19 protein-coding genes are annotated in these 19,984 nt (G+C 37.1%); 6 read left to right on the top strand and 13 right to left on the bottom strand.

Going from position 1 to position 19,984, the window contains the following annotated elements:
* Positions 1-11: 11 nt before the first annotated feature.
* From AC6CHJ_RS02110 to AC6CHJ_RS02095, 4 genes are read right to left on the bottom strand one after another with little or no spacing between them, the layout of a single operon-like run.
* Entirely contained in the window at positions 12-1,271 is a 1,260-nt protein-coding gene (locus tag AC6CHJ_RS02110) for a glycosyltransferase family 2 protein (RefSeq protein WP_498287144.1), read from the bottom strand.
* Positions 1,264-2,712: a DUF2334 domain-containing protein gene (locus tag AC6CHJ_RS02105; RefSeq protein ID WP_498287143.1), complete on the bottom strand. Its 1,449-nt coding sequence runs from the start codon at positions 2,710-2,712 to the stop codon at positions 1,264-1,266. The genes AC6CHJ_RS02110 and AC6CHJ_RS02105 overlap by 8 nt, the downstream gene beginning before the upstream one ends.
* Complete coding sequence (locus tag AC6CHJ_RS02100) at positions 2,702-3,556, bottom strand: diguanylate cyclase domain-containing protein (protein WP_249775445.1); 855 nt, start codon at positions 3,554-3,556, stop codon at positions 2,702-2,704. The genes AC6CHJ_RS02105 and AC6CHJ_RS02100 overlap by 11 nt, the downstream gene beginning before the upstream one ends.
* On the bottom strand, positions 3,540-4,604 hold the full coding sequence (locus AC6CHJ_RS02095) for a glycosyl hydrolase family 8 (RefSeq protein ID WP_498287142.1): 1,065 nt from the start codon (positions 4,602-4,604) through the stop codon (positions 3,540-3,542). Before AC6CHJ_RS02095 ends, AC6CHJ_RS02100 begins: the two co-directional genes overlap by 17 nt.
* A gap of 423 nt (positions 4,605-5,027) precedes the next feature.
* Between AC6CHJ_RS02095 and AC6CHJ_RS02090 the strand changes: the two genes are divergently transcribed.
* A complete protein-coding gene (locus tag AC6CHJ_RS02090; protein WP_147194947.1) occupies positions 5,028-6,482 on the top strand; it encodes an MFS transporter in 1,455 nt (484 codons plus the stop codon).
* Between the two features lie 266 nt (positions 6,483-6,748).
* On the top strand, positions 6,749-7,240 hold the full coding sequence (locus AC6CHJ_RS02085; protein ID WP_498287141.1) for a TspO/MBR family protein: 492 nt from the start codon (positions 6,749-6,751) through the stop codon (positions 7,238-7,240).
* Positions 7,241-7,605: 365 nt separating this feature from the next.
* On the opposite strand, the gene AC6CHJ_RS02080 is transcribed toward AC6CHJ_RS02085, so the two are convergent.
* The 8 genes from AC6CHJ_RS02080 to AC6CHJ_RS02045 form a co-directional block, all read right to left on the bottom strand.
* Complete coding sequence (locus AC6CHJ_RS02080) at positions 7,606-8,604, bottom strand: HAAS signaling domain-containing protein (protein WP_498287140.1); 999 nt, start codon at positions 8,602-8,604, stop codon at positions 7,606-7,608.
* The gene (locus AC6CHJ_RS02075; RefSeq protein ID WP_498287139.1) at positions 8,591-8,938 is read right to left on the bottom strand and encodes a PadR family transcriptional regulator; all 348 of its coding nucleotides are present in this window, start codon (positions 8,936-8,938) and stop codon (positions 8,591-8,593) included. The genes AC6CHJ_RS02080 and AC6CHJ_RS02075 overlap by 14 nt, the downstream gene beginning before the upstream one ends.
* Positions 8,939-9,319: 381 nt before the next feature.
* Positions 9,320-10,033, bottom strand: coding sequence for a CAP domain-containing protein (locus AC6CHJ_RS02070; protein WP_184117519.1), 714 nt, complete (start codon positions 10,031-10,033; stop codon positions 9,320-9,322).
* A 135-nt stretch (positions 10,034-10,168) separates the two neighbouring features.
* Positions 10,169-10,624: a GNAT family N-acetyltransferase gene (locus tag AC6CHJ_RS02065; RefSeq protein WP_150283621.1), complete on the bottom strand. Its 456-nt coding sequence runs from the start codon at positions 10,622-10,624 to the stop codon at positions 10,169-10,171.
* A gap of 156 nt (positions 10,625-10,780) precedes the next feature.
* Positions 10,781-11,455, bottom strand: coding sequence for an N-acetylmannosamine-6-phosphate 2-epimerase (locus tag AC6CHJ_RS02060; RefSeq protein WP_498287138.1), 675 nt, complete (start codon positions 11,453-11,455; stop codon positions 10,781-10,783).
* Between the two features lies 1 nt (position 11,456).
* Positions 11,457-12,332, bottom strand: coding sequence for an ROK family protein (locus AC6CHJ_RS02055; RefSeq protein ID WP_498287137.1), 876 nt, complete (start codon positions 12,330-12,332; stop codon positions 11,457-11,459).
* A 9-nt stretch (positions 12,333-12,341) separates the two neighbouring features.
* Complete coding sequence (locus AC6CHJ_RS02050; RefSeq protein WP_251645345.1) at positions 12,342-13,013, bottom strand: FadR/GntR family transcriptional regulator; 672 nt, start codon at positions 13,011-13,013, stop codon at positions 12,342-12,344.
* The gene (locus AC6CHJ_RS02045) at positions 12,991-13,707 is read right to left on the bottom strand and encodes a FadR/GntR family transcriptional regulator (protein WP_498287136.1); all 717 of its coding nucleotides are present in this window, start codon (positions 13,705-13,707) and stop codon (positions 12,991-12,993) included. The genes AC6CHJ_RS02050 and AC6CHJ_RS02045 overlap by 23 nt, the downstream gene beginning before the upstream one ends.
* Positions 13,708-13,900: 193 nt before the next feature.
* Between AC6CHJ_RS02045 and AC6CHJ_RS02040 the strand changes: the two genes are divergently transcribed.
* The 4 genes from AC6CHJ_RS02040 (at position 13,901) to AC6CHJ_RS02025 (ending at position 18,859) form a co-directional block, all read left to right on the top strand.
* Complete coding sequence (locus AC6CHJ_RS02040) at positions 13,901-14,770, top strand: N-acetylneuraminate lyase (protein ID WP_498287135.1); 870 nt, start codon at positions 13,901-13,903, stop codon at positions 14,768-14,770.
* Between the two features lie 92 nt (positions 14,771-14,862).
* Complete coding sequence (locus AC6CHJ_RS02035) at positions 14,863-16,404, top strand: sodium:solute symporter family protein (protein WP_147194980.1); 1,542 nt, start codon at positions 14,863-14,865, stop codon at positions 16,402-16,404.
* Positions 16,405-16,636: 232 nt separating this feature from the next.
* Positions 16,637-17,755, top strand: a complete 1,119-nt coding sequence (locus tag AC6CHJ_RS02030; RefSeq protein ID WP_498287134.1) for a C39 family peptidase — start codon at positions 16,637-16,639, stop codon at positions 17,753-17,755.
* 48 nt (positions 17,756-17,803) lie between these two features.
* Positions 17,804-18,859 carry a DUF5776 domain-containing protein gene (locus AC6CHJ_RS02025; protein WP_498287133.1) on the top strand — a complete coding sequence of 352 codons (1,056 nt, stop codon included), beginning with the start codon at positions 17,804-17,806 and terminating at the stop codon, positions 18,857-18,859.
* 182 nt (positions 18,860-19,041) lie between these two features.
* Here the strand turns inward: AC6CHJ_RS02025 and AC6CHJ_RS02020 are convergent, their stop codons facing one another.
* The gene (locus AC6CHJ_RS02020) at positions 19,042-19,905 is read right to left on the bottom strand and encodes a pentapeptide repeat-containing protein (RefSeq protein WP_498287132.1); all 864 of its coding nucleotides are present in this window, start codon (positions 19,903-19,905) and stop codon (positions 19,042-19,044) included.
* Positions 19,906-19,984 lie beyond the last annotated feature (79 nt).

The following is a 19,984-nucleotide window of genomic DNA, read 5'->3' as shown; positions in this document are numbered from 1 at the left end:
GTTTCTCCTCCTTACTTTGGCTTCTTCGCAAAGCGCTCTGTTTTATACCATTTGACTTCTTGGCCTGTAATCAAACGCTTGATTTCTAAATATAAAGAACGAACCACTAACACAATCCACATCTGTGAATATGTAAAATACATGGCGATGACATATATGAAATTCTTCCAATTCATCTCTGTTTTTTCAATACTTAATGTGACCATCACTTCTCCTAGGAAGAGTAAAAATGCAAGTCCCCAGAGAATTAAAGAGATATTGCCAATGCTAAGACCGATATCATAGAACAAATTGATGATAAATAAAGCATTCGACAGAATTACTCCAAAGAAAAATAGGAAATAAGTGAAAAAGAAATAAAACAAATCAAAGATAATACTCTTTCTCTTTAGTGTTAAAAATTGGCGAAGAAACTTTAGCACAACATATTGATTGCCACGCGCCCACCGTGTTCTCTGTTTCCACCATACACTCAAGGTTTCCGGTTCTTGTTCCCATGTAATAGCTTTTGGGAAAAAGCGGATATGGTAGCCTAGATTATAAACACGAATGGTCAGCTCTGTATCCTCTGCTAATGCCTTAACATCCCAACCGCCAAGCCTCTCTAAAATACTGCGGCGAATAGCAAAGTTAGTACCAGGAATGGTGGCAACACGGAACCATTTCCAACGTCCGCCTTGTGCCATCCATTGAAAACAAATCGTTTCAATATTGATAAAACGAGTCAGCCAGGTTTCTTCCGCATTGATGACACGGAATTTGCCGACTGTTGCTGCGGCTTTGGGGTCATTTTGAAGTCCCATCACCAAGTACCAAACCGCCATTCGCTCCGGTGTGTTGTCTGCATCATATACGATAACAATCTCGCTGGACGAGTCAGCAAGCGCAGAATTTAATGCAGAGGATTTGCCTTTTCCCTTATTCGGTTCCACTGTTTCAAGGACGCGGATAAATGGGTATTTTTCCGCAAACCTACTTGCAATCAAGCCCGTATCATCGGACGAATTATCGTTAATAACAATGACTTCAAGCTTATCCTTGGGATAATACAACCGAGACATCGCTCGTAAAGTCTGTTCGATAACGAGTTCTTCATTATGGGCTGGTATAAAGACACTAACAGTTGGCAGCTCCTCCATATTTCTGGACCATTCAGGAATGGGCTTTTCAAAACTGCGGAAATGGAGATAGCCCCCTTCCATTAGAAACATATGATATAACAGCATTACCCATATAAGAAATAGTGCTATATAAAATAAAAGATCAGCCATGCTCATTCCTCTCCTCAAACAATCGCTTGCGCAATGTTATACGCAAACGAAGCGTATTTATGAAAAAAATCCCTACAAAAACTGTCACAACCACTAGAATGGCCCACAAAACAACTTCAAAAGGCCTTTCCTGGAAATACATTTGTAGTCGATCCTTTATAGTAAATGACTTCTTCACGTGCAGGGCTCCGCTTTTTTCTTGTTTGATATCTACTTTCTTTGTCTTGACTTGAAGCTGACTCTTCCGAAAATCAATCCATTCAATTGGCATTTGGGTATCTTCCAATGTGCTGATGATTTTTTCCATCAAGGGAGCTCCTAGATAGACTGGATAAGGCATGCCTATCGCTGAACCTGGCACATTTCTTAATCGAGCAAGCGATGCCTGAAACTGATTAATGGACGTCTCCGTTGATTCTTGTATCTGATTTACATTTATCGGATATATTATATGACCATCCTGTTTTGCCATATAAAAGTGGTGGCTATGTTCATGCAGGGCAGCCGTAAACCCTTTAGTTGGATTGCTGATAATTGTAGGATAGAGCTTATTTAAAACCATATATTCCAAACTATTATCTACTTCATTGCCAGAAGGAGATAGAATAAGCGATGCCCCTCTTTGTTGAAGAGAACGCAGGTACTTAACCAGCTTTTTGTTATCCTGAATATAATAGGATGAGCCATCTTTCTCTTTGTAAATCGGCGTAATTGCTAGATGAAGTGGAATGTGACGAGAAGAAAGCTCGTTGATTGTTTCTTTTAGCTTTGTTAAATTGGTTTTCATATTTATATTCGTTAGGACGATATAGGCTGGATGTGTATTTTGAAACTGTATGCCCAGCACTTGGCTAAAGAGATGCGGCAAGCTGTAGACAAAGTCTGTTGACGACATCAAATCGCCCATATAAGACCAGTTTGAATGAAGAGAACGCGATACGAATGGCACTTTTTGCGTTAACGTAGAGGCATGTACAAGGACTTTCCATTGTTCTTTCGGGGGTATCATAGCATGCCACCTAATTGGTTCTGTCAACGTATAGTTGCCAATTTTGCGTAGTTTTATATTTTCACGGTCTTTCCACTTTCCCAAGGGTTTTAATTGCGTGGCATTTTCGCCAATAGCAAGTGCCGGCCCTTTGAAATGTTCCATTGCTCTTTTTGCTTTAAGGGGAACTTTCTCCTTATAGGTGCTAATAAACACTAGCCTGCGATATTGCTTCAAGTTGTTATCAGTTAATGATTCTACGGGGATTGTATCGACAGACACTACAGATTCCAACATCTCCTGCAATGCTACGATTTCTTCATTGACTCGCCCGTCGCTTGTCATATAGACGATTGCAGTGTCCTTTTCTTTGGCAGAAGCATATGTATTTCCTGCATAAATAACACTTCCTAAAAGAACAAGAGTAAACAGCCAAAACTTCTTATAGCTCACTTGTTCTCATCTCCCTTTCCATCTCTCCTAGCAATTCATCAAGGGTACGCTCGCTATTAGGTGTATAGGTAATGTAGCTTGTTTTGTATTGGAGTGTTATCCATTTGCCATTGAGTAGTTGATGATTTTTGAGTATGTCATCCAATTTTTGATAAATAATATCAATCGAAGCGTCTGATGTTTCTGTCAACAGCAAACCGATTTCATTCTGCTGATACCGAAACTTTTTATCAATATGACGGAGCTTGCCTGTAATTCTTAAAGCTAACTGCTTCCAAAGATTATTTGCTTCTTTCATGCCATATAGTTTTTTAAATTGACTATAATTCTCAAGCTTTAAGAGAATGAAGGTAAATGTATGATGATAGCGATCAGCTCTTCGCATTTCTTCATTTAATGTCAAACGCATACGCATCTCATTGTCAAAACCCGTCTCCGGATCCACCGCTACAAAATTCTTGATATCTTGTTGAAGCCTTTTGTTATACTCCTGCTGCGTCACAAGTATTCCTTGTATCTTCCCTGCGGCGAGGACGCCCAGCAAAAGTACAATCCCGTATCCTAAAAATAACTGTAATGGCATACGAGTCGCTGATACAGCTTCACCCGAAAACTCCGTATAAATCAGGGCTGTACCTGTTATAAACAGATAAATTAAACTGCTAATTAATCCTGCTACCAACCCACGCCACAGCGTAAAGAAAAAGATAAGAAGCAATAGGATATATAATAACAGCCGTGTATTCTCACCATTCAACAAAAAATAAGGGGGCAATTGACTCAGTATAATAAATAAAGCCCCAAAGCCAAATAATTCTCTTAGCCATTTACTTTTTAGTTGCATGCGCCATCTCCCTTTCTGCTAATAATGGGGATAGATTATCAAATGCATGAGTTTCTTTTGTTTTTGCATCATAGTAACCAGATTTTTTATTAATTTTCATTTCATTCATTTTTCCATAAAATTCTTGGGCCAGTTTGAAGTCTCCTGCTTTAAGCATATAGCGTGTAGCAAGTGCGTAAACTGCGGGTGATTCATACTGCACAGAGGGTTTTTCAGTACTTGCTGTATACCTGCCATAAAGTTTATGTTCCCTTCTATATATCTTAATAAGCCATTTTTTGAAAGTTTGGGTATTTTGACCAACAGATGCTTGGTGATATGCGACATAAAGCTGATCAACTAAATGCAAATCATCGTCATATACGTACGTTTGATTATCAATCTGATAGGCCTTTGGATAGGTATCATTTTTTGATAGTGGCGCCTTACTTAAAATCGATAGCTGCTTTTGATATTGTTCCTCTGTAAGAACATCATGTTTTTTCATTTCCTTTAAAGATTGTGGCATTATATAGCTCAGCGTTAATACATTTGCTTTTTTATATGTATCTACATCTACATAATCAACAAAAAAGCCATCCCGCATTCCGTCTTTTACTAGCGATTGGCTGATTGTCTTCCCTAACTTGGTATATGCTGCACTATGCCATTTGTCCCCTGCTTTTAGTAAAATACCTGCAATTCTTTCATCATCAATCAATGCATTGACAGTTGCCTGTTTTTCTCCGTCAATTTTCCATGCAAGCAATCCGTTCTTTAAAAAATGGTCTTTAATCACTTTTACTTGTTGATGAAAACGTTTCTGGTCACCTTTTTCATATAAATAAGCTAACCATAAACCTGCAGATTCAGATAAATAGACATTTTTTTGATCAGTTAAATTCGTGCGCAAAAGCCCATCCTCATTGATTAAATGATTAATCACAAATTTTTCGGTAGATGAAAGAGGCTTTACTTCCTGGGATTGAATACTTTTCTTCATGCAGCTCGTTAATACAAGCAAACAACATATGAGCAGCAGACATATACTGATACCTCGGCGATTCAAATGGCTTCCCTCCAATAAAAAATACATATATTAATATACCTTATTAGTGTCGAATTTTGTTGAATTTATATGAAATAAGAACCTATTTCACTCACAAAAAGATTTATCTATTTTTAATATGTTTATAGGCTGATTGAATAGGGAATCAGAACATGGTGGACATTATGGGTTGTTAAATTTAGTTTCTTCTATTATAATAGTATACCTATTCATCATTAGGAAATGCGTTTATCTTTTTTCACATCTAACAACTTCATAGTTTCATCTCTTTTCACTCATTACTTTGCAACAATACAACTGAATATGGTCTCTTAAAAGGTACGGAGATTGTTTTTAAGTTTCCGCTATTTCTTTTAAACATAGGTATCTTTTTGGAGCTTCTCGAAAATAGCAAAAACTAAATAGAGGAGCTGTTTTAGAAATATGGTACAAAAAAATCTTGATATTGAGCCTTCGGATATTAATATCGTAAGCTCAAAGAAAGCAAAGAAAGCTGTATTTGCAACAGGTGTAGGTAATATGATGGAATGGTTTGATTTTGGACTTTACGCATACCTAGCTGTTGTAATCAGTGAATTATTCTTTGCAGGAGTAAGTAACCCCAGTCTTCAACTCGTCTTTACATTCGCCACTTTTGCGGTTGCTTTCTTAATTCGTCCACTCGGCGGCATATTCTTTGGCCGGATCGGGGACAAATATGGACGAAAGATCGTCTTAAGTACGACCATTATTATGATGGCAATCTCTACCCTCTTAATCGGTATTTTACCCACTTATGAACAAATCGGTGTTTGGGCACCTATTTTACTGCTTGTAGCACGCATGATTCAAGGCTTTTCAACAGGCGGCGAATACTCAGGCGCAATGGTCTATATTGCAGAATCTTCTCCTGATAAAAAACGTGGGACTCTTGGCAGCGGCCTGGAAATTGGTACGCTCGTTGGCTATATTTTTGCCTCTGGGGTTGTCACACTACTTACTTTTATGCTGTCGCATGAACAAATGCTATCATGGGGATGGCGTTTACCGTTCATTATTGCAGCGCCAATTGGTTTAGTCGGCCTATACTTACGCCGTCATTTAGATGAATCTCCTGTATTTGAAGAAATGGAAGAAGCACGTGAAAGTGAAGAACACATTCCATTTAGAGATATCATTAAGTACTATAAAAAAGATTTACTACTAAGTATTGTGATTGTGGCTTTCTTTAACATTACAAACTATATGATACTGTCGTACATTCCTTCTTATATGACAGAGGTATTGCATATTCACAATACAGTAAGCTTAGTCATTTTGTTAGTTGTGATGATGATTATGATTCCACTTGCACTCTTCTTTGGTCGCTGGAGTGATAAGATTGGTAATAAACGTATTGTTCAAATTGGTTTACTTGGAACGCTTATTTTAGCTGTCCCTGCATTTTCAATGATGGGTTATGGCCATATCGGCTGGATTTTCGCTGGCGTCTTTTTGCTGGGCTTCTTCCTAAGCTGTTATGAAGGTACTATGCCGTCGCTATTACCAACACTTTTCTTCTCAGATGTCAGATACCGTGCACTTGCCGTATCGTTTAACATCTCTGTTTCAATTTTTGGTGGTACTACACCACTTGTAGCATCTTATCTTGTACATGCTACAAAAAATCCATTGTCACCTGCCATCTATCTAATGGTGATTAGTATTATTGGCTTCGTAATCTTTACATGGCTATTCCGCGATACATCTGGACGTCCACTAAAAGGCTCGTTCCCAGCTGTGGATTCACGTAAAGAGTTTAAAGAAGTCCTAGATCAAGACCCAGATGATGTCCTTTGGTGGCAATCTGAAACTATGGAAGCAAAAGAAGCAGAACTTCAGGCAAAAATGGCTGACTAATGTGTTTATGTTGTTAGATGTAGCAACCCCCTCGAATTTTATCGAGGGGGTTTTTATTATTATGATTAGTTTCTCTAGAAGACGTAATCTGTAAAGTTTCGGGAGTAAATTTTAGATTAGCGTTAGTAAATCCTCGAAGTGCGGTAGTATTTTTCCTCTGGACGGGGGTAAATTACTTTTATACGACAGTAATCCGTTAAGATTCATCAGGTATTGTTTGGATTATTACTACAAGGGAAAGATGATAGTCAGGAGGTGTATTTTCTATGGAATTATTGAAAGTTAATGGAAAGATGGATACAAAGAGCTTGGCCAAGAATGTCCTCGTCCCTATTATTGGAGGTTCCGTTACTGGGTGGCTTGCCAATCGACATGCTCAAGAGAAATATCAGAAGCTGAAAAAACCCTCGTTTTCTCCGCCTTCCGCTGTTTTCCCCATTGCCTGGACTACATTATATGGATTAATGGGACTCGCAAAATATAGAGTATCCAAACAGCAAGAAGGTAAAAGAAAAAAGGAAATTTCCATCTATGAACTACAGCTTGGACTTAATTTCTTATGGTCATTTTTGTTCTTCCGTTGGGAGCTTCGTGGCACGGCATTAGTGGAAATGACCGTATTGCTAGGCGCGATTGCACTCACTGCCTATGACTTCTTCCAAGTTGATCGAACAGCAGGCACATTGATGATTCCTTATATCGGATGGGTTATCTTCGCGCTCAGTCTAAATTATGCTACTTGGAAATTGAACGAATAAAAAATATTTTACATTGTAATGTTAAAAACAAGGTAGTGCTTTAAAACTAATTAAAATTAGCTAATAATATAAAAATGTACATTACTATAATCAATTTAGTAGTGTACGTTTTTATATTGCTTACATGTCTCCTAAACGTTATTTTGAATTATTAAAAAGAGGTTATGAAGCTTTCAAAGGAAGAATCAGTGAACAAGCTAATAGCTGTGGTGCAATATATAGTAGAGAATCAAAGAAGAGGGATGCTAATCATTTTAAGCAGTTTAAATAGCTAATTTCAAAAAAATAGCCTTGTTAAATTAGTTTTAACAAGGCTAGCTTAACTTTCTTCTTTAACCAACGTTCCCAAAATTGCTTTCACACGATTAACGAATTCTAGCCTTGCGATATCCATCATTTACATTGATTGCAGCACCTACTATAAAGAAGAAAATGCCGCCCCCAATAATCCATGATTTCAATTGGTTAGCCGTTATCTCGAATATATCAGTCATATACATAATAAAATTCTGTGTAATTAAATCTGGATTTATTAAAATCACAATGAAGACAATGGTGGAAATCAACTGGAATGCCGTATTAAAAATAGCCATTCCTTTAGTCCATTTACTTTTAATTAATTTATAAATAGCCAATGCGATTTCCAAACAAATTACAATTAGAACGATAAACCAATACTGGAGCAAGACCTCTTGATTAGCGACTGGAGTGATGAATTCAAATCTATTTCCCTCTCCCCTATAAATACCAACAAGATGGTCTGCATAAAAATAAATGGTTGCCCAAATGGCCGTCCACATTAAACTGCCAAATACCTCAAGCTTTGTAATGGTTTTTTTCTTAGGAATATAAGCGACGTTTTTCAAATCAGCAGGTGTCCATTTTTTAAGGTTTGTAGTTAAGGGTTGTTCATCTTTTCCGTTATCTACCCTTTCTATAATAGCGAAAACAAGTGTTAGCCAAAAGAATACTTGGATCCCAACTTCCAGAGTTTTCAATATACCATATGCAATCACATCAAAAATAACATTTAATATCGCTTCTTCTCCATCATATCCAATAAAATATTCTGCAATCATGGAAATCAGCGAAATAACAACGGCAATCGGCAATATCATTTTTAGCAATGACACATACACATCAAAATAACGTGGGCCTATAAGATGCATCGGTCGATCCCTATAACCGACAGCTAACGTGACAGGACTTCCTAATTTTTCAAGAACAGTCTTTACTTCTTCCTCGCTGTAATCGTTGGGCAGCATATCCTCTATGGTTGACCGTAGCTCAAGTGCAATATCCCCACGACTCTTTTCAGGCAGCCTTCGAGTAACTTCCTGAATATAAACTTCAATTAAATTCATCAACTTCCCCTCCCTTTAATAAGCTATAAAGTTCCTTAGAATTTTCAATCCATTCCTTCTTTAACTGCAAAAATATCTCAAAACCATATTCACTTAAAACATAGTACTTACGGGGTCTACTCTCAGATGTATCCCAACTACTTGTCACCAACTCCTGTTTTTCTAATCGGCGCAGTAAAGGATATAAGGTACTTTGCTCAATGGAAATACCTGCTCCTTCCAATAACTGAACTAGTGAATAACCGTACTGGGGGTTTCGTAATTGGCTTAAAACAGCTAATGTTAACGTTCCTCTTCTAAGTTCTGTCGATAATGAATTCAATAAATTACCCATTCACCCACCTCATTTTGCTTTACTAGATGTGATACAGTATTTGATTTATACTATGCAACGTACACTATTGTTGATACCAAAACAATTTAAATTAAATAATTTTTCTGAAGTTTAAAGATAGTGTAATAAAAAAACCACCAATTAGATTTAATCTAAAAGGTGGTTCCCAATTTAATTTGTTTCTTCTACAAAACTACTTCTTTAATTTAGATGTTCCTTTACAATTTTACTCTAATATAACCGCAAACAACCGGTTTTATTTGGCAGGCTTATTCAATTAATCATTCTGTGGAATACAAGTTATAGCCTTCAAAACAAATAAAAGCTGAACTAATAGAAAAATTAGTTCAGCTTTAAAATGAGATATCCTTTTTTCTTTTCTTATTTTGTTAGAAAATGTTGCGTCCAATAGAAACGTTTGTTGCTTTTATCGTAATAAACGCCAACACCCATTTCCTTAAAGTTTTTGTTTAAAATATTTTCGCGGTGCCCTTTTGAATTCATCCATGCAATCATTACTTCTTTCGTGGATGGATAACCATAGGCAATGTTTTCGCCCATTCCCGTAATGTTTATGCCAATATGGCTAGTAATTAGGTTAGACCATGTTTTATACTTTCCGCCATCGTGGCCGAAATAATTTTTTTGTGCCATTTCTTTACTCTTGTAATAAGCTGTATAGTTCATCACTTTATTTTCTTTAAGAGGTTTTAAGCCTGCTTTTTTTCTTTCTTTATTAACAAGGGTGATAATCTTTGATTCTCTTTCACTGCTGCTCTTTCTTTTTAAATCCTTAAAGTCAGCTAGTTTTACATAGCCCTTTAAGCCTTTTTCGCTAAAGTAAGCCCAAGATTTATTTTTTGTAATCTTAAGCTTTACGCGTACTTTCTTGTCAATATATCCAACAGCCGTATTTTTTGTGCTTGCACCCTTACGTACATAAGTTTTCTTCGTACTCAGCATGTAAGTTTGCGTTGTCTTTGTAGCCGCAGATGCTGTTTTAGGACCTGCATCTAAAACGCTTGGGGTTGCTGGGACAACAGCAAGGGTAGCTGCTAACACAATCGATAAACCTGTAACTAACCATTTTTTCATTTTATTTCCTCCCTTTGGAATAAAAATGCACATTGTCTAACATATGTATACACATGCTAAGATAACACCTTATACCCTTTTTTGCACTACATAAACAAAAAAATCCAACTTTATTCGTTGGATTTTTTTTAAAATTTAGTTCGAAATATCCTTAACCATTACTTTCTCTCCTTTGGTATCTAGTTCACCGGTGAAGAAGAACCCATATTGCTGATACAAATGGATAGCATGCTTGTTGTTATCATATACGCTTAAATAGATTTTCTTACACTGATACTTCGCAATTAAATGCTGGATTAATTGCTCAAGAAAAAGACGACCATAACCCTTTCCTTGGTAATGCGAATCAATCAAAAACCGATCTAGCCACACTCGTTGTCCCTCTTTTTCATCCTGAAAGGCACCATACATGGCGAACCCTACAGGAATGTCGTCTACATACAAACCAACGGGGACAAAATTGGCATTCTCACCGGCTTCCTCTAAGCATTCTTGTGTTGTTTCAATAAACCCTTCTTGCGCTTTAGCTACATGCAGTGCTAAAATTTCATCTTTGTTGGAGATGGTAATGTTACGAATACTCGCAACCATAATTTCAAAACCCTTCTTATCAAATTTAATACTTCATTCTAATTATATAAAATTATGTGTGATTCACCCAAATATTATGTATATATAAGAACTCACCAGATATTTGATATATATAATAAAAGCCTTTAACCTTGGTGAGATTAAAGACTTTACAGTTTAAAACTTTTCCACAAAGCGCTGAGTGATTTCTTTTGGCCGTGTGATGGCTCCTCCAACTACACATGCGTGAGCACCTATCTCCATGCATCGCTGATACATTTCAGGGGTCAAAATATTGCCTTCTGCAATAACTGGTATCTTAATTTGACTGAGAACGTTCTTAAGAAATTCAAAGTCATTATCATATAATTTCTTCCCTTTTGTTTTTTCTGTATAGCCATGCAATGTCGTAGAGATACAAGTGAAACCCAATCTCTCTGCTTCGATTGCCTCTTCAAGCGTTGCAATATCTGCCATCAGCTGGCATTCAGGAGCCTTCTCTTTCACATACGCAACCAACTCACTTAAATGAATGTCACCAGGGCGTTTTCTGCTTGTTGCATCCAGCGCAATCATATCACATTGGCTTTCTAGCAATTCATCAATTTCTTTCGTAGTGGCAGTAATATAGATATCACTATCTCTATAATCGCGCTTTACTATGCCTACAATAGGTAAATCCACTTCTTCTTTAATCGCTAAAATATCTTCCTTTGAGTTTGCACGTATCCCTTTTGCGCCCCCCTGCCAGGCAGCTAACGCCATTTTGGACATGATAAAAGAACTGTGTAATGGTTCATTCGGTAAAGCTTGGCATGAAACAATCAGACCGTCTTTGACTTGTTGGATCATTCTACTTTTCCTCCTTAAAAAATGGGTATACAGCACCGTACAAGGCTGCATCATTATACAGCTGCGCCACTTTAATTTCCGTTTTTAGAAAATGGGATGGCAAGAACTCCTCCACCTGTTCTTCAATGAGGTGCAATAAAAAGTCTCCTTGTTGAGAAATGCCTCCACCAATTATTATGCAGCTCGGGTCAACCAACAGGATAATTTCAGAAATCCCTCTCGCGACTTCCTTACACCAATCTCTAATCATATCAGTGCAGCTCACATCACCTAGTTTCGCTTTGTCGAAAGCATCTTGCACTGTAAAATCAGTGCCTAATTCTTCTACAACATTCCTTGATAAAGCAGAGGTAGAAGCCCTCATTTCATAGTTTGTTTTAGAAGCAGGGTCATATAATAAATAGCCGACCGAGTGAGCTTGCAAATGGTAGCCATCTACAATTTCCTCATCATAATAGGCACCACCTATCCCCGTACCTAGTGTAATGCAATAGACTTGATCGTGATGTTGCGCCGCACCTTTCCATATTTCGCCTAACAATGCAGCATTTACATCATTCTCAACATGAACAGGCAAATCAAACTTTTCAACTATATGTTTTTTAAAGGAAGTGCCTTTATAATTTTTAATTGTAGGCCCGGCGTATACAATTTCGCCTTTCTGCCTATCAACAATTCCGGCTGTGCTTATACCGATTCCATTTATTGAGCTTACGCTTAAACATTTTTCTATTATCTCGTCTACTTGTTGTAAAATGGCAGACTCCATATTTCTCTTTGTAGCTACTTTTCCCTTATCAATAAGATGTAGCTGCTCATCAACCAATCCGTATTTAATATAGGTGCCGCCGATATCTATTGTTAAATATTTAGCCATGGTAGTCCCCTATGCACGTGTATTTTTCATGTGATTTGTCAAAAGCTTTTTGGCTCGTTCTGCGTCTCCCGCTAGCAAGGCTGCAACTATTTCCTGATGTTCTTTAATAATGGCCTGATATTCTGCATGGGTCAGCTGTACATGCTGTACTTGGAAAAAGTAGCTTGTAATCATATTAGTCATTTGTATAAACAACTCATTGCCCGTTGCTTTCAAAAGCTCCTTATGGAAGGCAAGATCAGCATTTCTGAATTCTTCCGGGGTTGTAAGTCCTGCACTATTTTCCACCAATTCTTTTAGGCGATTTAATTCGTCCTTGCGATTTGCCTTCACAATTTCATCAATAGCACTTGATTCAAAAAGTGCCCTTAAGCCCACAATTTCTTTCATTTTCCCGCTATTGATTTGCCATAAGAAGAAAAAGTTGTCCAATAAATTTTCAAAATTTGTTTCGTTTAAAAATGCTCCATGTCCTTGGCGTACAGTAATGATTTCCGTATTTTCAAGAAAGCTCAGTGCTTCTCTGACCACAGACCTGCTCACTCCGAATAACTCTGTAAATTTCCTTTCAGTTGGGAGCTGGTCGCCAGCTTTTAATTCATGATCAATAATATACTGCTTAATTTCTTGGATGATCATTTTCTTTAATGACTTTCTTTCAGATGATTGAATCGGCTCCATCGTCAGGTGTCTCCTTTAATTGTTGAACCAATTTAAAAATAGGTTCAAAATGCTTTTTCATTTTATTTTGCGCTTCATGAAGGTTTCCTGTTTCTATAGTTTCAATAATAGCTTTATGTTCTGTATATGCCTGTAGCAGTTCGTCTTCTTTTTCTTTTACATCAATACAAACAAATGAAAAGTATTCGTTGATAATTTCGCTAAATAAATAGTACGTACTATTATCAGTAGCTTTCATTAAAGCTTGGTGAAATAGTCGATCATACGGCTTAGGATCATCCTTTGCTATAATCGCTTGAAAGTATGATTCATTTAAGTTTGTTAATTCGGTTGTATCTGCGAGCGTATTATTTTCAATGATTAATCTTAGAGCACCCATTTCAACAATCTCTCGCGTTTCAATTAATTCTTTAAGCTTTATCCCGTACGTATCATAATGAAATTTCAAGATTTCTGTAATGGAATCAAGCTTTGGTTCTGCAATATAAACTCCGCCACCTGATTTGATAGTCAATATGCCAATGGTTTGGAGAGATATAAGCGCTTCTCTAACAACCGTTCTACTTACCTGAAGCTTGGCTACCAACTCTTTTTCAGATAGGAATCTATCATTCGGTTTGTATTCTTGGTCTTTGATATAATTTTTTATTCGATCAATTGCAAGGTCGACCAAAGATATCTTCTGGATAACCATCTTTCACCTTCTCCTCCTCTTTTTTTCTATCATAACGACTCTGATCTATAAGCTGCAACTATATGAAAACCCTTACAAAAAATATTGACTTTTCAATTTGAGCCTTTTATGATGGTACTAACTAAAAATTGGTCTGACAATATTATATATTTTACGTATTGTTTTATCAATTAGTAAATAGGAGGAATGAGTAATGAAAGGTTTATTTTCTGCATTGCTTGTACCATTTGATGAAAATGGCCAAATAATTGAACAAGGTTTGCGTGATGTCGTAAGGTTTAACATTGATGTTCAACAAATTGATGGACTTTATGTAAATGGAAGTTCGGGAGAAAACTTCTTACTTTCCACAGAACAAAAGAAGCAGATTTTTCAAATCGTAAGCGATGAAAATAAAGGTAAAGTTAAATTAATTGCACAGGTTGGCTCGCTTAATCTTAATGAAGCAATTGAGCTTGGTAAATATGCAACAGAACTTGGATATGATAGCCTTTCTGCTGTCACGCCTTTCTATTACAAATTTACATTCCAAGAAATCAAAGCTTACTATGAAACAATTATTCGTGAAACTGGCAACGATATGATTATTTACGCTATTCCAGCGCTTACTGGTGTTTCAATGTCCATGGCTCAGTTTGACGAGCTTTTCCAAAATGAAAAGATTATAGGTGTGAAATATACAGACGGTAACTTCTTCTTACTTGAACGTCTTAGAAAACAATATCCTAATAAACTTATTTACTCAGGGTTTGATGAAATGTTAATTTACGGAGCAATCAGCGGTGTTGACGGTGCAATCGGTAGCACCTATAACGTAAACGGAAAACAAGCAAAACAAATATGGGATTTATGCCAAACCGGCAAAGTCGCAGAGGCCTACGAAGTACAACATAAAACCAATGATTTGATTGAAAAGATTTTAGAGCTTGGCTTGTATCAAACGTTAAAAGAAATACTGAACGTAAAAGGCATTCAAGCCGGCACCGTCAAACAGCCAATGTCTTCTCTGGATCCAGTAAAGAAAGATGCAGTAAAAGATCTTGTGGAAAAATTTGAACTCTAATTTTTAGCAATCTTTTAGTAGATTGCTACGGACTAAATTGAAAGAATTTTGTATAAATAAAAAATGTTTTATTTATTGAAAGGGTGAGTTTGATGGAGAAAATTAGCTTTGGAACGGCCAATTGGGCGGTACTTGTTCTTTATTTGCTGGCTATGTTGGCGGTAGGGATTTATTTCACAAAGAGATCAAGCAAAAATACAGATGCTTTCTTTACAGCTAGTGGCAAAATTCCCGCATGGGCTGCCGGGTTTAGTATATATGCAACGACATTAAGTGCGATTACATATATGTCAACACCCGAACAGGCTTTTTTATCTGACTGGTCCTATGCAGCCGGGAATCTCACGATTTTGGTGATTATTCCGGTCTTAATCTATTTTTATGTTCCTTTCTTCAGAAAATTAAATGTGACAACTGCCTATGAATATTTAGAAGCACGATTTGGGGTATCTCTTCGCTTTATTGGCAGCTTGTTATTCACACTGTTCCATATTGGACGCGTAGCCATCGTTATTTATTTGCCGACATTGGCTATCACACTTGTATCTGATATTAATCCGATTATTATCGCAACAGCTGTTGGAGGTTTATGTATCATCTATACATTCCTAGGTGGTATGGAAGGGGTTATTTGGAGTGATGTTATCCAAGGGATTATTCTATTGGGCGGAGCAATTTTGCTTGTCTTTTTAGGGATTCATGCGATTGACGGTGGCTTTTCTACGGTGATGCAAAACGCGATGGACCATGATAAATTAATCACGGCGAAAAACTTCCAATTCGGGGGTGCAGCTGCTGCCATTCCCATTATTTTCTTGGGCTCTATTTTTAATAATCTACATCAATATACGGCGAGCCAAGATGTGGTGCAGCGTTATCAAACCACGAGTTCCATTAAGGAAACCAATAAATCTCTATGGACAAACGGCATTTTAGCTTTGGTGACAATTCCTGTTTTCTTCGGTATGGGAACTGTGCTTTTTAGTTATTACAACAATGTCACTTCACTTCCCGAAGGCTTTAATACGTCTGCTCTTGTTCCTTACTTTATCGTTTCCAGTTTGCCGGCAGGCGTGGCAGGTCTTCTGATTGCTGCTATTTTTGCAGCTTGCCAATCAACTATTTCATCAAGCTTGAATAGTATTTCTGCTTGTGTAACAGTTGATTTTAAACAACGTTTCTTTGGAAAAGATGAGAAAAAAGATGTTTGGTTGGCTCGTATCATCGTCATCATAGCAGGCCTACTCGGTATGGCTGCAGCTCTTTATCTAATTTCAACTAATCGTGCAGAAACATGGAATCTCTTCCTAGCTATTACCGGATTGTTTGGTGTACCTATTGCCGGTATTTTCGCATTAGGTATATTTACAAAACGCGCAAATACACCAGGCGTGTTAATCGGCCTATTCCTAAGTGCAATTACAGCGTATTTTGTTCAAAAGACTAATTTAACGCCGTTTACAGTTAGTATCGTTTCATTCTGTTCTGCATATGTATATGGATATATCATTAGTCTACTATTCTCTCGATCAACAAAAGATACAACAGGTTTAACTATCTATACTAAAGATGAAGTTTATAAAAAACCCACTCAAGAAGCAGGAGTGGAGCCTTCAATCGAGAGCATCAGCTAAATATAACAAAAATAGCTTAACCTTTCGCTCCATGATTAGGTATTAAAATAATATAGTTAAATACGAAAGTTCGCTTATTTTTTAAGCGAACTTTTTTAAATAAATATAAAGAAAAAGGACTATAAGCTACATTCCATTTTTTAATTTTTTTGTAAATTCACCCATTAACCTATATACTTTTAGCATGAATGGGTAATACATTATAAATAAATTAACATTGGAGGGACTATAAATGAAGAATAATAGAAAGAAAATTGGCTTATCTACTATAGTGGCTGCTTCGCTTCTATTTGCAGAGCCTTCTCTATATTCTGTTCATGCGGCAAATGAAACACCCAAGCTCCCAAAGGCAAATGAGCTAAATCAGCAAAGAATCTTAAAACAGACACCAGCTATACACGAAGAAAATCAACGTGTCGATCAGTTGCTAGAGGACACACCAACCAGTGCTACAGAGGCTATTCCTAAAACCGATGATGAAAGCGACGGAGAGTTAAATAAACCAACCAATCCACAAACTCCTTCTGAAGAATCAGATGAAAGTAAAGAAGTTCCACAAACGAAACCACCGAAGGAAACACCTTTAAAGGCAAAACATTTTTACTATAAAAAGATAGATGAAAAAAAACAGAATTTCTATCTAAAAATCAAAACAGTGCAAAAGAAAAATTACCCTATCTATAAACATAATCCCTATAATGTAGACAAGAATTCCATGAAACCAAGCCACCGCAGCTTCAACTATAAGAGCAAGAAAATGTACATAAGCAGATCTGCTAAAGCTGGCGGAAAACTATGGTACAGAATTTCATATAAAGGCAAATTGTTAGGGTGGATTGAAGCAAATGGCTTAAGCGAATATTATAAAAACCTAAACGTAAAGGTCATTAATCAACTTCCTGAGTTGCCAACTGGTTGTGAAATTACTGCCGTCACCATGATGCTCCAGTATAAAGGAGCCAAAGTGGATAAGATGAAAATGGCCAGGGAAATGCCAAGAACTAGTACATTAAACGGCAATCTAGGCTTCGTTGGTAGTCCCTATAGTAAAGCAGGTTGGTGGATCTTCCCTCCTGCATTGATGAAACTAGTCAAAAAATATGCCGGTTCCTCGGTTAACATGACAGGCAAATCGTTTACATCGATTAAAAAACAAATCAATCGTAATCACCCGGTAGTTGTATGGGTAGCAAATGTCGATGGTTTTGTAAATCACGCATTAACTGTGACAGGCTATGACAATTCAAGAGTTTATTTTAATGACCCTTGGACAGGTAAAAAAAGCAGCATGAAAATCAGTACATTTAAGAAACATTGGAAAGATGACAAATATCGGGCAATCAGCTATTAATGAAGAAATGCAAGTTTATTAATATACTAGGAAAGTTGAGGCTCATATATGAAGCGAAAATGGATAATGGGTTTGATGGCAAGTATTCTCTTGCTCTCCCCTACGATTGGCAAGGAATCCACTGCACAGGCAAAAGAAGTATCAACGTTCTATAAGACCAATCCTGTGATTGTAAAGGTAATAGCAGGTACCTCCATGTATAAAGATGTTGAATTTAAAAAGAAAGTAAGCTTTCAAAAGAAAGGCACCTATTTGCATGTTAAGCGAATTGTCTCCTCTTCTAAAGGAACACCGCGCCTTCAATTGACGAATGGCAACTATTTTACCGCTCATAAACACTTTGTGGTAAAAACGAAGGGTTATCAAAATCCCAAGGCCTACTATCAAGTTCAATATAAACAAATCAAGCCAACAGGGAAAGTTGGCTATAATTTAAGTCGAGGCTACGAAGGCATCAAGACATGGAAAGTTATGAATAAACTTGGGATTATCGGACCCAACGGCTATGCTAAATATAACAATGCCACATATAATGCCGTGCGTAATTTCCAAGCCAAAAATCATCTGCCCGTTACAGGTAATGTGGATATAAAAACTTGGAAGAAATTAGGCTTCAGTAAAGCATCATGGTATAGCATTGACCAGTATATAGCACCGCTTAAAGCCTTTGCTTGGGATGGACGTAAAGAACATATCGAAGCGATGATTACACAAAGCTATAAATATTTAGGAAAACCCTATATCGTCGGTGCTTCCTCTTCACCAAGCTATGGACTAGATTGCAGTGGGCTTGTAACGCAAGGATTGTATGCGGGCGGGATTAACCCTGTCCCAGTATCAAGCATCCAACACGCACATCCTGGCAATGAGTGGAACAGCCGCAAACTGTTTGCTTCTTCGAAATTTAAAAAAGTAAGCTACAGCAAGCGGCAGCGTGGTGATTTAATCTTTTACTATGAGCCGGGTACACACACCATTTGGCATGTGGCAATCTATCTCGGCGACAACAAAGTAATCGAATCATGGCCACAAAAAGTCATGATTTCACCAGTTGTCAACGCACACTGTAACGTAATTGCAGGTGTAAGACGTCCATTTGTATAAAAGAAAGGCCTTTGTTCAAGACGCTGAACAAAGGCCTTTTTGTATTGTCATCAATAAAAATGAACAAGTAAACATACATTCTTATCAGAGCCTCCCTCAGAGAAACTGCAAGGTTTGATTAAACGCTAGCAGGTCCTATTACCTGAAGATTAAAAATATAAAACAGACAGCGATAGCTACCTTTACCAATGAGAAGGTTTCTGTATATACATTGGCAACCGGGTCATCTCATTTCCTTTTGCTGAATTGATTTGCATTTGAGTCAAAAACATACTAGTAGAAAGATCAGCTCCACCCAAATTAACATCTCGTAAATCAGCACCAATGAAATTTACTTCTCTCAAATCTGAATTTCTCATATCTGAAGCAATCAAATAAGCTCCTCTAAAATCAGCAGCCCTTAAATCTTTTCCTTCTAGTTTCTTTCCGATCCAGTCCACTCTTGCATGATCAAAATCTTTTATATTTCGATTACCAGGCAGTTTACTAATCGCTTTTTCCCTAACAAAGTTACTTGCTATAGTTAGAAGCTCATTTAAAGAAAAACGGTACATTATCAAATCAAGGGCAAGTAAATCATCTGCATCCAACTCAGTTAAATACTGCAATTTCTTTAACTGTATTCTCAATTTATCTGCTATATCTTCCGGTATTTCATAAGACAGAGCTTCTGAAACATATGCAATCATTTCATGGAGCTGCTCCATAATTGGAAATACCTGAAACATCTTCTTCCCTATTTCAGGATTTCCTCGCCAACTCTGTCCCTTAAAAGTAACCTGAGAAACGACCTGCCCCGCACCCAAGCAATCAAAAACTGTACATCCTTTGAAGCCTTTATCTCTCAACTGGCTGTGTATTTGACAGCTGTAATTAGGTTGCAAATTCAGGCAGGGAGTTCCTGCCGGTTTATTAATTGAAAAATCGCTTGAAGCAACAATATTTAGAGCAGTACAACAGAGACCAAAACATTTTGTGCAATCTGCTTTCATTCCCTCTCTGATCTGACGAGCAGCTTCTTTATCAATTATAGTAGTTTTAGACATTGTCATTTCTCACTTCCATCCCATCAATGGTCTATCACCTAAAATATAGCATAATATTTCATACATGTATTTACATTTT

Source organism: Rummeliibacillus sp. GQ308 (assembly GCF_059759115.1).
The sequence above is the reverse complement of the archived record's forward strand: the minus strand, read 5'-3'. Positions and strand labels throughout refer to the sequence as shown.

Coding starts and splice junctions, on each gene's coding strand:
- AC6CHJ_RS02110 (WP_498287144.1), bottom strand. CDS start 1,271: ATGGCTGATCTTTTATTTTATATAGCACTATTTCTTATATGGGTAATG.
- AC6CHJ_RS02100 (WP_249775445.1), bottom strand. CDS start 3,556: ATGCAACTAAAAAGTAAATGGCTAAGAGAATTATTTGGCTTTGGGGCT.
- AC6CHJ_RS02090 (WP_147194947.1), top strand. CDS start 5,028: ATGGTACAAAAAAATCTTGATATTGAGCCTTCGGATATTAATATCGTA.
- AC6CHJ_RS02085 (WP_498287141.1), top strand. CDS start 6,749: ATGGAATTATTGAAAGTTAATGGAAAGATGGATACAAAGAGCTTGGCC.
- AC6CHJ_RS02080 (WP_498287140.1), bottom strand. CDS start 8,604: ATGAATTTAATTGAAGTTTATATTCAGGAAGTTACTCGAAGGCTGCCT.
- AC6CHJ_RS02075 (WP_498287139.1), bottom strand. CDS start 8,938: ATGGGTAATTTATTGAATTCATTATCGACAGAACTTAGAAGAGGAACG.
- AC6CHJ_RS02070 (WP_184117519.1), bottom strand. CDS start 10,033: ATGAAAAAATGGTTAGTTACAGGTTTATCGATTGTGTTAGCAGCTACC.
- AC6CHJ_RS02065 (WP_150283621.1), bottom strand. CDS start 10,624: ATGGTTGCGAGTATTCGTAACATTACCATCTCCAACAAAGATGAAATT.
- AC6CHJ_RS02060 (WP_498287138.1), bottom strand. CDS start 11,455: ATGATCCAACAAGTCAAAGACGGTCTGATTGTTTCATGCCAAGCTTTA.
- AC6CHJ_RS02055 (WP_498287137.1), bottom strand. CDS start 12,332: ATGGCTAAATATTTAACAATAGATATCGGCGGCACCTATATTAAATAC.
- AC6CHJ_RS02050 (WP_251645345.1), bottom strand. CDS start 13,013: ATGGAGCCGATTCAATCATCTGAAAGAAAGTCATTAAAGAAAATGATC.
- AC6CHJ_RS02045 (WP_498287136.1), bottom strand. CDS start 13,707: ATGGTTATCCAGAAGATATCTTTGGTCGACCTTGCAATTGATCGAATA.
- AC6CHJ_RS02040 (WP_498287135.1), top strand. CDS start 13,901: ATGAAAGGTTTATTTTCTGCATTGCTTGTACCATTTGATGAAAATGGC.
- AC6CHJ_RS02035 (WP_147194980.1), top strand. CDS start 14,863: ATGGAGAAAATTAGCTTTGGAACGGCCAATTGGGCGGTACTTGTTCTT.
- AC6CHJ_RS02030 (WP_498287134.1), top strand. CDS start 16,637: ATGAAGAATAATAGAAAGAAAATTGGCTTATCTACTATAGTGGCTGCT.
- AC6CHJ_RS02025 (WP_498287133.1), top strand. CDS start 17,804: ATGAAGCGAAAATGGATAATGGGTTTGATGGCAAGTATTCTCTTGCTC.
- AC6CHJ_RS02020 (WP_498287132.1), bottom strand. CDS start 19,905: ATGTCTAAAACTACTATAATTGATAAAGAAGCTGCTCGTCAGATCAGA.